Here is a 14,904-nt window from a genome sequence, read left to right on the forward strand (position 1 = left end):
CAGTCTGGCAAGTTCAGGGGCCGGCTTTCAACCAAAGCCCCTACATTTATAACTGCCCGGTGCGCTGCGCACTGAGCCTAGCACTTAGCCCTGCAATGCCGCCAAAGTCAGGTCCAGGCAATGACGAGCCTTGGTCACCAACTCGTCGATTTCAGCCTTGCTGATCACCAGAGGCGGCGAAATGATCATGGTGTCGCCCACGGCACGCATGATCAGGCCATTCTCGAAGCAGAAGGTTCGGCAGATCATGCCTACGCCCCGGCCCTCGTAACGCTTGCGCGTCGCCTTGTCCTGAACCAGCTCAATTGCACCGAGCATGCCGACACCGCGCACTTCCCCCACCAACGGGTGATCCGCCAGCTCCCTCAGACGTTTCTGCAAATACGGTGCCGTTTCGTCGTGGACGCGGTTAACGATTTTTTCATCGCGCATGATGCGGATGTTTTCCAGGGCCACTGCCGCAGCCACCGGGTGGCCGGAGTACGTGAAGCCGTGGTTGAAATCACCGCCTTCGTTGAGCACGGCCACCACGTCGTCGCGCACGATCAGGCCGCCCATGGGGATGTAACCGGAGGTCAGGCCCTTGGCGATGGTCATCATGTGGGGCTTGAGGTCGTAGAAATCGCTACCGAACCACTCACCGGTACGGCCGAAACCGCAGATCACTTCGTCGGCAACAAACAGGATGTCGTACTTGGCGAGGATTTCCTTGATGCGCGGCCAGTAGCTGTCTGGCGGCACGATCACGCCACCGGCGCCCTGGATCGGCTCGGCAATAAAGGCACCGACGTTGTCCACGCCCAGTTCCAGGATCTTCTCTTCCAGCTGGTTGGCGGCCCAGATCCCGAACTCTTCGGGGCTCATGTCGCCGCCTTCGCCGAACCAGTACGGCTGGGCGATATGGACGATGCCCGGGATCGGCAAGTCGCCCTGTTCGTGCATATAGGTCATGCCGCCCAGGCTGGCGCCAGCCACGGTGGAGCCGTGGTAGCCATTCTTGCGGCTGATGATGGTTTTCTTGTTCGGCTGGCCCTTGATCGCCCAATAGTGGCGGACCATACGCAACATGGTGTCGTTGCCTTCGGAGCCGGAACCGGTGAAGAACACGTGGTTCATGCCGGCAGGCGCGATGTCGGAAATCGCCTTGGCCAACTCCAGTACAGGTGGGTGAGCGGTCTGGAAGAACAGGTTGTAGTACGGCAGTTCTTTCATTTGCTTGGCGGCGGCGTCGGCCAGTTCAACGCGACCGTAACCGATCGCCACGCACCACAGGCCGGCCATGCCGTCGAGGATCTTGTTGCCTTCGCTGTCCCACAGGTAAACGCCGTGGGCTTTGGTGATGATCCGTGGGCCTTTCTCTTTCAATTGCTTGAAGTCGCTGAACGGCGCCAGGTGGTGATCACTGCTCAAGGCTTGCCATTCACGGGTTTGCGGGTTGTTGCTGGACATACCAATCTCCTAGACTTTTCAGTGAAGGGCGCACAGGTTTCCCCGTGCGCCCGGCGCATCAGACGGCGAAGAGCAGGAATTCCCGCTCCCACGAACTGATCACGCGCTTGAAGTTTTCATGCTCGGCCCGCTTGACCGCGACGTAGCCTGTGATGAATTTCTGACCCAGGTATTTCTCGATGGTCTTGCTGTTTTCCATACGCTCCAGGGCGTCTTCGATGGTCAACGGCAGGCGCAGGTTGCGGCGCTCGTAACCACGCCCCACCACCGGGGCGCTCGGGTTATGGCCTTCGACCATACCGATGTAGCCACACAGCAGGCTGGCGGCAATCGCCAGGTACGGGTTGGCGTCGGCGCCCGGCAGGCGGTTTTCCACGCGACGGTTCTGCGGGCCGGCATCCGGGACGCGCAGGCCGACGGTGCGGTTTTCTTCGCCCCACTCCACGTTCACCGGCGCCGAGGTGTCGGGCAGGAAGCGACGGAACGAGTTCACGTTGGGAGCAAACAGCGGCAGCAATTCAGGGATGAACTTCTGCAGGCCGCCAATGTGGTTGAGGAACAGTTGGCTCATGGTCCCGTCTTCGTTAGAGAAGACGTTCTTGCCGGTGGCGATGTCGATGATGCTCTGGTGCAGGTGCATCGCGCTGCCGGGCTCGCCGGTCATCGGCTTGGCCATGAAGGTGGCCGCCACGTCGTGCTTGAGCGCGGCTTCACGCATGGTGCGCTTGAACACCAGGATCTGGTCGGCCAGGGACAAGGCATCACCGTGACGGAAGTTGATTTCCATCTGCGCCGTGCCGTCTTCGTGGATCAGGGTGTCGAGGTCCAGCTCCTGCAGCTCGCACCAGTCATAGACGTCTTCGAACAACGGGTCGAATTCGTTGGCTGCTTCTATAGAGAAGGACTGGCGGCCGGTCTCCGGACGCCCGGAACGACCGATCGGCGGTTGCAGCGGGAAGTCAGGGTCTTCGCAGCGTTTGGTCAGGTAGAACTCCATCTCAGGCGCCACGATGGGCTGCCAGCCTTTGTCGGCGTAGAGCTTGAGGACTTTCTTGAGTACGTTGCGCGGCGACAGCTCGATCGGGTTGCCTTGCTTGTCGTAGGTGTCGTGGATCACCTGGGCGGTCGGCTCGATGGCCCAGGGCACCAGGAACACCGCGTTCTGGTCGGGGCGGCAGATCATGTCGATGTCCGCCGGGTCGAGCAATTCGTAATAGATGTCGTCTTCGACATAGTCGCCGGTCACGGTCTGCAACAGAACGCTCTCGGGCAGGCGCATGCCTTTTTCGGCGATGAACTTGTTGGTCGGCGAGATCTTGCCCCGGGTGATACCGGTCAGGTCGCCAATCATGCATTCGACTTCTGTGATCTTGTGGTCTTTCAACCAATCGGTGAGCTGGTCGAGGTTGTTACTCATAAATGCCTCTGGGCTGGGTTTCCTGGCATCCATTAAAGGCCAGGCGTTGGTTGACGCAGCATCCGCGTCGTTTTTTCGTTCAGGGTAGGAGCTTACCTGCCATTTGCTGCAGCGTTGCATTCCTCAAGCCAAAGTCGTGCAGAATCATGAGCGGCCGCGCAGAAGAGAGCCGGTCAGTGGCAGTCGAAATGGCAAAGAGGAGAGCGGATGGGCCGTCAAGAATATTGGCCGGTGCGTGGGCACTCACGCGGGACGAACGGACTGCGGACAAAGCCTGGCTGAAGCAGGCTGAGACGCCGAGTGGCGGCAGGCGAGACATGAAGCACCCCGGTATTATTGCTGTTATGGGTTTGAATCGAGCTTAGCCTTGTTCATTTTTTTACACAACACCCCCGTAAAAAATACAACACGGCCCGCTCAAGCCTGCGAGTCCCAAGCCCGTCAACCCGAAAAAACCGCCCCAAAAAGCCCCAAAAATGCCGCCACGGCGCTTTTTTAGGGCAAAAAAGGCCTCGCTTGACTTCGGCATGCCGTTCGGGTTGACTGAAACCAGAAAAGATCAATGATTGATATTTTTAACAACAAAGGTGTTGCATCATGTCGGTACCCCCGCGTGCCGTTCAGCTTAACGAAGCGAACGCGTTCCTTAAGGATCATCCTGAGGTTCTGTACGTAGACCTTCTAATTGCGGATATGAATGGTGTGGTGCGCGGTAAGCGCATCGAACGCACCAGCCTCCACAAGGTTTACGAGAAGGGCATTAACCTGCCTGCCTCTTTATTTGCCCTGGATATCAATGGCTCGACGGTGGAAAGCACCGGCCTGGGCCTGGACATCGGTGATGCTGACCGAATCTGTTATCCGATCCCTGACACCCTGTGCAATGAACCCTGGCAAAAGCGCCCTACCGCGCAACTGCTGATGACCATGCACGAACTTGAAGGTGAACCTTTCTTCGCCGATCCGCGCGAAGTGCTCCGCCAAGTTGTAAGCAAGTTTGACGACCTCGGTCTGACCATCTGCGCCGCCTTCGAGCTTGAGTTCTACCTGATCGACCAGGAGAACGTGAACGGCCGCCCACAACCGCCCCGCTCGCCGATCTCCGGCAAACGCCCGCACTCGACACAGGTCTACCTGATCGACGACCTCGACGAATACGTCGACTGCCTCCAGGACATCCTGGAAGGTGCCAAAGAGCAAGGCATCCCGGCCGACGCCATCGTCAAGGAAAGTGCCCCGGCGCAGTTCGAAGTGAACCTGCACCACGTGGCCGACCCAATCAAGGCCTGCGACTACGCAGTACTGCTCAAGCGCCTGATCAAGAACATCGCCTACGACCATGAGATGGATACCACCTTCATGGCCAAGCCTTACCCAGGCCAGGCAGGTAACGGTTTGCACGTACACATCTCGATCCTGGACAAGGACGGCAAGAACATCTTTGCCAGCGAGGATCCCGAGCAGAACGCCGCATTGCGTCACGCGATCGGCGGTGTGCTCGAGACCCTACCCGCCCAAATGGCGTTCCTGTGCCCTAACGTCAACTCCTACCGTCGTTTCGGCGCACAGTTCTACGTGCCGAACTCGCCGTGCTGGGGCCTGGACAACCGCACCGTGGCGATTCGCGTACCGACCGGCTCGTCCGACGCCGTACGGATCGAACACCGTGTGGCCGGTGCCGACGCCAACCCTTACCTGCTGATGGCTTCGGTCCTGGCAGGCGTGCACCACGGTCTGACCAACAAGATCGAACCGGGCGCACCCGTGGAAGGCAACAGCTACGAGCAGAACGAACAGAGCCTGCCGAACAACCTGCGCGATGCCCTGCGCGAGTTGGACGACAGCGAGGTGATGGCCAAGTACATCGATCCTAAATACATCGATATCTTCGTCGCCTGTAAGGAAAGTGAGCTGGAGGAGTTCGAACACTCCATCTCCGACCTTGAGTACAACTGGTACCTGCATACCGTGTAAGCGGTTGCTGCATTGAAAAAACGCTGCGGGCCTTTGGCCTGTGGCGTTTTTTTATGGGTTTCTTCCGGTAGATCGAGTTGGCCTCATCGGGGGCAAGCCCCCTCCCACATTTGAATGTATTCACAGATCAAAGTGTGGGAGGGGTCTGGAAGACAACACTCCTTCCTGCTCATACAATGCCCGCTGCCTTGTAGGAGACTTCCATGCCCACCCGCCCCGCTGCCCCTCGCAAACCCCGTGCCCGCAGCCAGGCGCGGATCGACGCGATTCTCGATGCCGCCCGCACCTTGCTGGCCGCCGAAGGCGTGGCGAGTTTGTCGATCTACAGCGTGGCCGAGCGCGCGCAGATTCCGCCGTCGTCGGTGTATCACTTTTTCGCCGGTGTGCCGGCGCTGCTGGAGGCGTTGACGGCGGATGTGCATGCCGCATTTCGTGCGGCCATCCAGGCGCCCATCGACCACGATTCACTCAAGCATTGGCGCGATCTGTCCTACATCGTCGAACAACGCATGCTCACCATCTACGATCAGGACGCCGCCGCGCGCCAGTTGATCCTGGCGCAGCATGGCCTCACCGAAGTGACCCAGGCCGACCGCCAGCATGATCTGGAACTGGGCGATCTGATGTTCAAGGTGTTCAACCGCCATTTCGAAGTGCCGACACTGCCCAGCGATGTGGATGTGTTCGCCCTGGCGCTGGAGCTGAGCGACCGCGTGTATGCGCGCTCGGTGCATCAGCATGGGCTGATCACGCCGCGTATGGCGGAGGAAGGGATGCGGGTTTTTGATGCGTATGTGGGGCTGTATTTGCCAGCGTATCTGCCTAAGCGCTGAATCCTGGGTTGGCTGGGCCGGCCTCATCGGGGGCAAGCCCCCTGCCACATTTTGAATGTGTTCACAGATCAATATGTGGGAGGGGGCTTGCCCCCGATGACGGACTCAAGAGCGACGCAAATCACAACTTGGCGATCGACACCTCGGTGGACTTCACGAAGGCAATCACTTCACTGCCGATCACCAGCTCCAGCTCTTTGACCGAGCGGGTGGTGATCACGGAAGTGACGATACCGGACGCGGTCTGCACGTCGATTTCCGACAGCACATCGCCGACTACGATTTCCTTGATGGTGCCTTTGAACTGGTTACGCACGTTGATGGCTTTAATAGTCATGGTGTTCTTCCTTCTCGGGACAAGTGAGTTATTGAGCCCAACGCAATTGCGTAGGCAGCGGTGAAACAGGTTCGGGGTCCGGCGGGGTACCGGGCAACGACAGCACACGGTTGAGCACTTCGGCTTCCAGCGCGGCCAGGCGATATGAACCACGGGCCCGTGGGCGCGGCAGATCGACGATCAGGTCGAGGCCGATTTCGCCGTCTTCGATCAGGATTACACGGTCGGCAATGGCCACGGCTTCGCTGACGTCATGGGTCACCAGCAACACGGTGAAACCGTGCTTTTGCCAAAGGTTTTCGATCAGTTGCTGCATCTCGATGCGGGTCAGGGCGTCCAACGCACCCAGCGGCTCATCCAGCAGCAGCAAGCGCGGCTGGTGGATCAGCGCGCGAGCCAGGGCCACGCGTTGCTTCTGGCCACCGGACAAGGCCGCCGGCCACTCATTGGCACGTTCGGCCAGGCCGACCGCTTCCAGGGCTTCCAAGGCTTTAGGGCGCCAGTTGCCTTTGAGGCCCAAGCCGACGTTGTCGATGATCTTTTTCCACGGCAGCAGGCGCGCTTCCTGGAACATCAACCGCGTGTCTTCAATCGCCTCGCTCAGCGGCGCCGAACCGGCCAGCAGCTCGCCGCCGCTGGCTTTGTCCAGGCCGGCCAACAAGCGCAGTAACGTACTTTTACCGCAGCCACTGCGACCGACCACGGCCACGAACTGGCCCGCCGGAATGTGCAGATCGATTTCCTTGAGCACTTCCCGCGCGCCGAAGGCCTTGCGCAATTTGCGCACCGCCAGGGGAATCCCTTTCAGCAGGCGCGGAGGTTGTTGAGCGGTCATGCCGCACCTCCTTTATGGACTTGATACGCCGGGTGCCAGCGCAGCCAAACACGTTCCAGACCGCGAGCGGCCAGGTCGGCCAGTTTGCCGAGGATGGCGTACATCACGATGGCCAACACCACTACGTCGGTTTGCAGGAATTCGCGGGCGTTCATCGCCAGGTAACCAATGCCGGAGCTGGCAGAGATGGTTTCCGCCACGATCAGCGTCAGCCACATAAAGCCCAGGGCAAAGCGCACGCCCACCAGGATCGAAGGCAGCGCGCCCGGCAGGATCACTTGCCAGAACAGGCTGAAACCGGACAAGCCATAGTTGCGCGACATTTCCACCAGCGCCGGGTCGACGTTGCGGATGCCGTGGTAAGTGTTGAGGTAGATCGGGAACAGCGTGCCGAGGGCCACCAGGAAAATCTTTGCGGTCTCATCGATGCCGAACCACAGGATCACCAGCGGAATCAGCGCCAAATGCGGCACGTTGCGGATCATCTGCACCGAGCTGTCCAGCAGGCGTTCGCCCCACGTCGACAGGCCGGTGATAAATCCCAGCGCCAGGCCGATGCTGCCACCGATCACAAAGCCCAGGCCCGCCCGCCAGCCACTGATAGCCAGGTGCGTCCAGATTTCGCCGCTGCGCACCAGGTTGACCCCGGCCTCAATCACCGCGCTGGGCGCCGGCAGAATACGCGTCGACAACCAGCCCGCCGACACCGATAACTGCCACACCGCCAGCAATAGAATCGGCAGCACCCAGGGCGCCACGCGATGGCTCAATTTTTCAAAGTTCATGGCGCCGCCTCAGCTCTGTGACGCAGCTTTGGGAAGGATATCGTTGGCGACCATTTCGCCGAACGGGCTCACGTAACCGGCGCTTTTCGGCAACTCTGGACGTTCGATATCCAGGTGCGGGAACAGCAGCTCGGCAACCCGATACGACTCTTCCAGGTGTGGATAACCGGAGAAGATGAAGGTGTCGATGCCCAGCGCTGCGTACTCCTTGACCCGTTCTGCAACCGTCGGACCATCGCCCACCAGCGCGGTGCCCGCACCGCCACGCACCAGGCCGACGCCGGCCCACAGGTTGGGGCTGACTTCCAGGTTGTCGCGATTACCGCCATGCAAGGCCGCCATACGCTGCTGGCCGACAGAATCGAAGCGCGCCAGGGAAGCCTGGGCACGGGCGATGGTGTCGTCGTCCAGATGGGAGATCAGTTTGTCGGCGGCTTTCCAGGCTTCATCGTTGGTTTCGCGCACGATCACATGCAGACGAATGCCGAAGCGCACGGTGCGCCCAAGTTTCGCCGCCTTGGCCCGCACCTGTTCGATCTTCTCGGCGACCGCGGCCGGTGGCTCGCCCCAGGTCAGCACCATCTCCACTTGTTCGGCGGCCAGGTCCTGGGCCGCTTCGGAGGAACCGCCGAAGTACAGCGGCGGGCGTGGTTGCTGGATCGGCGGGTAGAGCAACTTGGCGCCTTTGACGCTGATGTGCTCGCCGTCGTAATCCACGGTTTCGCCTTCCAGCACGCGGCGCCAGATGCGGGTGAATTCCACCGAAGCCTGGTAGCGCTCTTCATGACTGAGGAACAAGCCATCGCCGGCCAACTCTTCCGGGTCACCACCGGTCACCAGGTTGAACAGCGCGCGGCCGCCGGACAGGCGGTCCAGGGTCGCGGCCTGGCGCGCCGCCACCGTCGGGGAAATGATCCCGGGGCGCAGTGCGACAAGAAATTTCAAACGCTGGGTCACCGGGATCAGCGAGGCGGCCACCAACCACGAGTCTTCGCAGGAACGACCGGTGGGGATCAGCACCCCGCCGAATCCCAGGCGGTCAGCGGCCTGGGCCACTTGCTGCAGATAACCGTGATCAACAGCGCGAGCGCCTTCGGCGGTGCCAAGGTAATGGCCGTCGCCGTGGGTAGGCAGGAACCAGAAAATAGTGAGGCTCATGGAGTTGTCTCCTGAAGAAATCGGATTACGGCGCTTTAGCCACGGCAGCAGGTGGCGTCCAGATCACGTCCTTGATGCTCAAGGGCTTGGGGATCAATTTGAGTTGGTAGAAGCTGTCGGCGATTTTCTGCTGGGCCGCCACCACTTCCGGGGTCAGGAACAGCGCGCCGTAGCCCTGGCGTTTTACCGAGGTCAGGGTGATGTCAGCCGGCAGGCCGAGCAGTGGTGCGACCTGCTCGGTCACTTCCTGAGGGTTGGCCTTGGACCACTCGCCCACCGCACGCACTTCTTCGATCAGCGCCTTGACCACTTCAGGGTGCTTTTCGGCGTACGGCTTGGTGGCCAGGTAGAACTGATGGTTGTCGGCGATGCCGGTGCCGTCACGCAGGGTGCGCGCTTGCAGTTGTTTCTCGGCGGCGGCCTGGTACGGGTCCCAGATCACCCACGCATCCACGCTGCCACGCTCGAAGGCGGCACGGGCATCGGCGGGCGGCAGGAAGACGGTCTGCACGTCGGTGTATTTCAGGCCGGCGTCTTCCAGGGCACGCACCAGCAGGTAGTGCACGTTGGAACCTTTGTTGAGCACGACTTTCTTGCCCTTGAGCTCGGCCACCGATTTGATCGTCGAGTCTTTCGGCACCAGGATCGCCTCACTGGTGGGCGCTGGCGGCTCGTAGGCCACGTAGAGCAGGTCGGCACCGGCGGCCTGGGCGAAGACCGGCGGGGTTTCCCCGGTGACACCGAAGTCGATGGAGCCGACGTTCAGGCCTTCGAGCAGTTGCGGGCCGCCGGGAAACTCGGTCCATTGCACCTGCACACCTTGGGCGGCCAGGCGTTTTTCCAGGGTGCCCTTGGCCTTGAGCAGCACCAGGGTGCCGTATTTCTGGTAACCGATCCGCAGGGTCTCGGCGGCTTGAGCCTGAACGATGGCGCCGAAGGACACAGCCGCAACAAACAGTGCGACCAGACCACGACGCAAGATGACAGTGCGCATGGCGCTCTCTCCAAATAGTGCGATGAGGGGGTTGGCTGCACCTGCTTGGCCGTTGGCGGCTGAGTAAGGTGAGTACATCTATATAGCGGTGAGGCTTACTTAAATGCTCCAGCGAGCACTCAACAAACGTTCATTCAACACATGCGGGTCCAGCGGTTTCGGACGACGGGCCATGGCGCCATAAAGCGTCTCCAGGGCTTCGTGCAAACGGTGTTCGAGGACCGGCACCAGTTGCGCCTGGGCACTGCCTTCGCCGTAGGCGATCTGGCTGTCTTCGGCGAAAATCCCGTGGAGCAGTTCCTGGGCTTTGAGGGCCGACAATACCGGCTTCAAGGCGTAATCCACCGCCAGCATGTGGGCGATGCTGCCGCCGGTCGCCATCGGCAGCACAACCTTGTGGGCCAGGGCGCGTTCGGGCAGCAGGTCCAGCACGGTTTTCAACGCGCCGGAGAACGACGCCTTGTACACCGGCGTGGCGATCACCAGGCCATCCGCGTTAGCCACCTGTTGCAGCAGGTCAATGACCTTGGGGCTGTCGAAGCGCGCATGCAGCAAGTCTTCAGCCGGGAAGTCCCGTATCTGGTAACTCACCACTTCAACGCCTTTGTCTTGCAACCACTGACGGGTTTTTTCCAACAAGACCCCGGAGCGGGAACGCTGGCTGGGACTGCCTCCAAGTGTTACGACCAACATGCAGGAATTCCTTGAGCAAGTGCCGGCGGTTCGCTGTGTGGCGATGGCGCCAAGATGGACAGACCTTATCAGCAGATCAATATATCTATAAATTTTATTTTTTCATTTGTTTATTCTTTAAATGCATATCAGATTTGTAAGTCGCCAGGCGAAAAAAAGGCCGTAGAAACGGCCTGAAAACCCCTGCTGTGATTCAGTTTCACCGATTGGGTTGTGGAGTAAGCCGCAAGTAGGGCTTCACCGCCCGATAACCCTTCGGAAAGCGCTTCTTGATCTCTTCCTCATCCTTGAGCGACGGCACGATCACCACTTCATCACCGTCCTGCCAGTTGGCGGGGGTGGCGACTTTGTAGTTGTCGGTCAGTTGCAGCGAGTCGATGACCCGCAGGATTTCGTGGAAATTACGGCCGGTGCTGGCCGGGTAGGTGATGGTCAGGCGGACCTTCTTGTTCGGGTCGATCACGAACAAGGAACGCACGGTGAGGGTGTCACTGGCGTTCGGGTGGATCAGGTCGTAGAGGTCCGAAACCTTGCGGTCGGCGTCGGCCAGGATCGGGAAATTGACGACGGTGTCCTGGGTTTCGTTGATGTCTTCGATCCACTTGTGGTGCGAGTCCACCGGGTCCACCGACAGGGCGATGGCCTTGACGCCGCGCTTGGCGAATTCGTCCTTGAGCTTGGCGGTAAAGCCCAGCTCAGTGGTGCACACCGGGGTGAAGTCCGCCGGGTGGGAAAACAACACACCCCAGCTGTCGCCCAGCCATTCGTGAAAACGAATCTTGCCGGCGCTGGAATCCTGTTCGAAGTCGGGGGCGATGTCGCCCAGTCTTAGGCTCATGGTGTGGCTCCTGGTGAGTGCTTATGGAGCCCACTGTGCATGGATTACGGGTTATTTAAAAAGAATAAATATCGATTTATCTAGACGATAAAGGAATATTAAAAATGTGTTCATTGGACGTGGGAAATGGGGAGGCGCATCATCGGTTCCAAGGTTCGAGAAGGCCTTGAGACGCTGTAAAAAGAGGGATTCAGGAAGGGCTTGCGGGGGTTGAGCCCGACTTGATTGAACGTGAGAAAAACCTCGCGATAACGCGAGGTTTTCCTTATCCAGCCTTACAAGAAGCTGTAAGTGTAGTTGAAGATCAGACGTGTCTGATCCTGGTCCTGGATACCGGTACCGCTGCCACGGTACGCACCGTGCCGCAGAGTGGTGCCAAAACCTTTGAGTGCGCCTGCCTGAATGGTGTAGTCGATACGCATATCGCGCTCCCACTCGGACTGATCACTGCCACCGCCCACGGCTTTGATGTTGTCGCCGTGCAAGTAGGCAATCGAGGTTCGCAGGCCTGGAACACCCAGTGCAGCGAAGTCATAAGAGTACTGACCGAAGGTGGTGTTTTCACCCGCACGGACGAAGGAGTTGATCATGCTGTCGGTGAACAGGTAGAAGCTCGCCCCGCCAGCACCTTCGTTACGACCATTACCATCCAAAACGTTACCCTGGTTCACCCAGACGAAACCACCGTCATCGCTGACACGCTGATGGCCGAGCATAACGGCGCTGCCACCCAGGGTGTAAGTGAACATGGCACTCCAGGTTTTGTTATCAACCTCACCCGTGTTCTTCGCGTAGCCACCGTTGTTGTTGAAGCGATACCCAGCCTGACCGTTCTTGCCATCAGAACTGCTGTCGAAGTAGCGCAGGTCGGTCTTGAATGACTGACCTTCGCTGATCGGGTATACGTGCAACAAGCCCAGGAAGTGCTGCTTATAGTAGTCTTCGAGGTTTGCGTAGTAGTACTGCAGGGTCAAGTCTTTGGTGACTTTCCAATCAGCGCCACCAAAACGGAACTTATTGCTTTCCTCGGTACCGCCGGCGACGGCCAGGCCAGTGCTGTTGCTTGAAGCACGACCAGTGGCATGTTCGAGTTGACCGGCGTTAAAGGTCACGTTGTCGATTTCTTTGGAAGTGACAGTGCCGCCTTCAAAGCTTTGCGGCAACAAACGGCCGTCGCTCGCGATCAGGATTGGAAGGTTCGGCGCCAGGGCACCACCCAAGTGTGCCTCGGTCTTGGAGAAGCGGGCCTTGGCGTTGGCACTCGCACTGCTCCAACTGCTTACCGCAGAACCGTCGGTGTCACTTGGAACGAAGGAGTTGCTGTTTGGGTGATGACCGCGGCCACCATCCAGGTGAACACCTACCAATGCCTGGGCGTCGATACCAAAACCAACGACACCTTGAGTGAAGCCAGACTTGTAATCGAACTTCAGACCGGTAGCTGTTTCGCGTTGATCAGCACCGCCATCACGCTGATCGTTATCGAAATACAAGGTACGCGAGCTGACACTGGCCTTACTGTCTTCAATGAAACCGGCTGCTGCAGCTTGCTGGGCGACTGCCGCCAACGCTATAGCCAACGCCAAGGTGGACTTCTTCATGTACCGCTCCTCTCATTTCTAATTTTTGTATTTCTTTGGTCTCGGGTCTGACGCCCTTGATCCACAGATGCGCGATTAGCACCGGATAGTGACTGCCAAGTCAATCGTAACCTTGTGTGTCTACTACCTTCGTCTAACCACCGTTGATTTGGTCCCTGCAGGGTAATGAGTTTTTCATACACCCAAAAAGAATTATTTCATTCTTTTTAATACGATTCAGGAATAAGCCATTCCGTGATGCGGACAGGCGAGCATAGACCATCTGCTCCACAAGCTAATTCCTAAAGGGTATTTATTAGCGCTTTTTTAGAACGATTAGTGTTGACGCTCTGCCGCATACGTCACCCACGATCAAAAAGGCGACGCCATCATGGCCAAAGGCACATCCTCTCGTCAATTTGTTACAGTTTTTGTGTCACTAATAGTTTCTTTTGCTGTCCAAGCCGCCCCTTCTACGATTCAGGTGTGTGTGGAGCTCCCACAATCTACCCATAGCCGCCATCCTGTTATCGGCGTCAGATCAAGAATGCTTAAACTTTAGTCGTGCGTGACGGCACGCCAGATTGGCCTGCGACGCGGGCAGGCTCTTACACGAGCCTGCTCATTGACTTGGGAGGTAGGGCTTTACAAGGCCTTCTCGAAAATCTTCGAGTTACGCTGGTAGTTGTACAGCGAGGCCCGCGCCGACGGCAGGCGATCAACGCTGCTCGGCACAAAGCCGCGCTCACGGAACCAGTGGGCAGTCCGCGTGGTAAGTACGAACAAGGTCTTCAAACCCTGCGCCCGGGCACGGGTTTCGATACGCTCCAGCAGCTCATCACCACGCCCGCCATGGCGGTACTCCGGGTTCACCGCCAGGCACGCCAGCTCACCCGCGTCCGAATCGGCGATCTGATACAACGCCGCACAGGCGATGATCATGCCTTCGCGCTCCACCACGCTGAACTGCTCGATCTCACGTTCGAGCACTTCCCGCGAACGGCGTACCAGGATGCCCTGCTCTTCCAGCGGGCTGATCAGGTCGAGCAAACCGCCGACGTCTTCAATCGCCGCCTCGCGCACCAGTTCGAATTGCTCCTGAGCCACCAGCGTACCGCCGCCATCGCGGGTAAACAGCTCGGTGAGCAAGGCGCCATCTTCGGCGTAGCTGACGATATGGCTGCGCCCTACCCCACCCCGGCAGGCCTGGGCGGCCGCATCGAGCAATTCGGACTGGTAGTTGCTGCTGCCCAGGCGTTGCAGATGCGCCGGTACTTGTTGCGGGCGCAGTTCGCGCACCAGACGGCCGTTTTCATCGATCAGGCCGAGATCGGCGCCGAACAGCAGCAGCTTGTCGGCCCCCAAGTCGATGGCGGCGCGGGTGGCGACGTCTTCGCAGGCCAGGTTGAAGATCTCACCCGTAGGCGAATAGCCCAGGGGTGACAACAGCACAATGGAGCGCTCATCCAGCAGGCGGTTGATGCCCTTGCGGTCGACCCGGCGCACTTCGCCGGTGTGGTGGTAATCCACACCTTCAAGCACGCCAATAGGCCGCGCGGTCACCAGGTTGCCGCTGGCCACCCGTAGGCGCGAGCCCTGCATCGGCGACGAGGCCATGTCCATCGACAAGCGCGCTTCGATGGCGATACGCAGGTGGCCAACCGCGTCGATCACACACTCCAGCGTCGCGGCATCGGTGATGCGCATGCCTTCGTGGTAAGTCGGGATCAGGCCGCGCGCTTCAAGGCGCGCTTCGATCTGAGGGCGCGAACCGTGCACCAGCACCAGGCGCACGCCCAGGCTGTGGAGCAGCACCAGGTCGTGGACGATATTGCCGAAGTTCGGATGATCCACACCGTCGCCGGGCAACATGACCACAAAGGTGCAGTCGCGGTGGGCGTTGATGTAGGGCGAAGCGTGACGAAGCCAATTAACGTAGTCGGGCATGGAACCTGGGCCTGTAATAAAAAGCAGCCGAAAAAGGATGAGTCGTGAAAACGCACAGCGGGCT

13 protein-coding genes are annotated in these 14,904 nt (G+C 59.3%); 2 read left to right on the forward strand and 11 right to left on the reverse strand.

Going from position 1 to position 14,904, the window contains the following annotated elements; genetic code table 11:
• Positions 1–84 precede the first annotated feature (84 nt).
• Complete coding sequence (locus M2397_RS21895) at positions 85–1,449, reverse strand: aspartate aminotransferase family protein (RefSeq protein ID WP_131697560.1); 1,365 nt, start codon at positions 1,447–1,449, stop codon at positions 85–87.
• A gap of 58 nt (positions 1,450–1,507) precedes the next feature.
• On the reverse strand, positions 1,508–2,866 hold the full coding sequence (locus M2397_RS21900) for a glutamine synthetase family protein (RefSeq protein ID WP_003176780.1): 1,359 nt from the start codon (positions 2,864–2,866) through the stop codon (positions 1,508–1,510).
• A 597-nt stretch (positions 2,867–3,463) separates the two neighbouring features.
• Between M2397_RS21900 and M2397_RS21905 the strand changes: the two genes are divergently transcribed.
• Together M2397_RS21905 and M2397_RS21910 are read left to right on the forward strand one after the other, a co-directional pair.
• Positions 3,464–4,840, forward strand: a complete 1,377-nt coding sequence (locus M2397_RS21905) for a glutamine synthetase family protein (protein WP_003213894.1) — start codon at positions 3,464–3,466, stop codon at positions 4,838–4,840.
• Between the two features lie 203 nt (positions 4,841–5,043).
• Positions 5,044–5,673: a TetR/AcrR family transcriptional regulator gene (locus tag M2397_RS21910; RefSeq protein ID WP_131697562.1), complete on the forward strand. Its 630-nt coding sequence runs from the start codon at positions 5,044–5,046 to the stop codon at positions 5,671–5,673.
• A gap of 121 nt (positions 5,674–5,794) precedes the next feature.
• On the opposite strand, the gene M2397_RS21915 is transcribed toward M2397_RS21910, so the two are convergent.
• From M2397_RS21915 to argA, 9 genes are all read right to left on the reverse strand, one after another.
• On the reverse strand, positions 5,795–6,010 hold the full coding sequence (locus tag M2397_RS21915; protein WP_003176783.1) for a molybdopterin-binding protein: 216 nt from the start codon (positions 6,008–6,010) through the stop codon (positions 5,795–5,797).
• A 28-nt stretch (positions 6,011–6,038) separates the two neighbouring features.
• Positions 6,039–6,845: an aliphatic sulfonates ABC transporter ATP-binding protein gene (gene ssuB, locus M2397_RS21920; RefSeq protein WP_167656843.1), complete on the reverse strand. Its 807-nt coding sequence runs from the start codon at positions 6,843–6,845 to the stop codon at positions 6,039–6,041.
• Positions 6,842–7,630, reverse strand: a complete 789-nt coding sequence (gene ssuC, locus M2397_RS21925) for an aliphatic sulfonate ABC transporter permease SsuC (RefSeq protein ID WP_259244393.1) — start codon at positions 7,628–7,630, stop codon at positions 6,842–6,844. Before ssuC ends, ssuB begins: the two co-directional genes overlap by 4 nt.
• 9 nt (positions 7,631–7,639) lie before the next feature.
• Positions 7,640–8,788, reverse strand: a complete 1,149-nt coding sequence (ssuD, locus tag M2397_RS21930; RefSeq protein WP_065874422.1) for an FMNH2-dependent alkanesulfonate monooxygenase — start codon at positions 8,786–8,788, stop codon at positions 7,640–7,642.
• Between the two features lie 25 nt (positions 8,789–8,813).
• Entirely contained in the window at positions 8,814–9,782 is a 969-nt protein-coding gene (locus M2397_RS21935; RefSeq protein WP_259244394.1) for a sulfonate ABC transporter substrate-binding protein, read from the reverse strand.
• Positions 9,783–9,881: 99 nt separating this feature from the next.
• Entirely contained in the window at positions 9,882–10,475 is a 594-nt protein-coding gene (gene ssuE / locus M2397_RS21940; RefSeq protein ID WP_027608396.1) for an NADPH-dependent FMN reductase, read from the reverse strand.
• 199 nt (positions 10,476–10,674) lie between these two features.
• Positions 10,675–11,313, reverse strand: a complete 639-nt coding sequence (locus tag M2397_RS21945) for a peroxiredoxin (protein ID WP_053127857.1) — start codon at positions 11,311–11,313, stop codon at positions 10,675–10,677.
• A 275-nt stretch (positions 11,314–11,588) separates the two neighbouring features.
• Positions 11,589–12,914: an OprD family porin gene (locus M2397_RS21950; RefSeq protein ID WP_259244395.1), complete on the reverse strand. Its 1,326-nt coding sequence runs from the start codon at positions 12,912–12,914 to the stop codon at positions 11,589–11,591.
• Between the two features lie 624 nt (positions 12,915–13,538).
• Positions 13,539–14,840, reverse strand: a complete 1,302-nt coding sequence (gene argA / locus M2397_RS21955) for an amino-acid N-acetyltransferase (protein ID WP_090401578.1) — start codon at positions 14,838–14,840, stop codon at positions 13,539–13,541.
• Between the last annotated feature and the right edge of the window lie 64 nt (positions 14,841–14,904).

The sequence above is a fragment of the Pseudomonas sp. BIGb0381 genome (assembly GCF_024809815.1).
GTDB lineage: Bacteria > Pseudomonadota > Gammaproteobacteria > Pseudomonadales > Pseudomonadaceae > Aquipseudomonas.

Coding starts and splice junctions, on each gene's coding strand:
- M2397_RS21895 (WP_131697560.1), bottom strand. CDS start 1,449: ATGTCCAGCAACAACCCGCAAACCCGTGAATGGCAAGCCTTGAGCAGT.
- M2397_RS21900 (WP_003176780.1), bottom strand. CDS start 2,866: ATGAGTAACAACCTCGACCAGCTCACCGATTGGTTGAAAGACCACAAG.
- M2397_RS21905 (WP_003213894.1), top strand. CDS start 3,464: ATGTCGGTACCCCCGCGTGCCGTTCAGCTTAACGAAGCGAACGCGTTC.
- M2397_RS21910 (WP_131697562.1), top strand. CDS start 5,044: ATGCCCACCCGCCCCGCTGCCCCTCGCAAACCCCGTGCCCGCAGCCAG.
- M2397_RS21915 (WP_003176783.1), bottom strand. CDS start 6,010: ATGACTATTAAAGCCATCAACGTGCGTAACCAGTTCAAAGGCACCATC.
- ssuB (WP_167656843.1), bottom strand. CDS start 6,845: ATGACCGCTCAACAACCTCCGCGCCTGCTGAAAGGGATTCCCCTGGCG.
- ssuC (WP_259244393.1), bottom strand. CDS start 7,630: ATGAACTTTGAAAAATTGAGCCATCGCGTGGCGCCCTGGGTGCTGCCG.
- ssuD (WP_065874422.1), bottom strand. CDS start 8,788: ATGAGCCTCACTATTTTCTGGTTCCTGCCTACCCACGGCGACGGCCAT.
- M2397_RS21935 (WP_259244394.1), bottom strand. CDS start 9,782: ATGCGCACTGTCATCTTGCGTCGTGGTCTGGTCGCACTGTTTGTTGCG.
- ssuE (WP_027608396.1), bottom strand. CDS start 10,475: ATGTTGGTCGTAACACTTGGAGGCAGTCCCAGCCAGCGTTCCCGCTCC.
- M2397_RS21945 (WP_053127857.1), bottom strand. CDS start 11,313: ATGAGCCTAAGACTGGGCGACATCGCCCCCGACTTCGAACAGGATTCC.
- M2397_RS21950 (WP_259244395.1), bottom strand. CDS start 12,914: ATGAAGAAGTCCACCTTGGCGTTGGCTATAGCGTTGGCGGCAGTCGCC.
- argA (WP_090401578.1), bottom strand. CDS start 14,840: ATGCCCGACTACGTTAATTGGCTTCGTCACGCTTCGCCCTACATCAAC.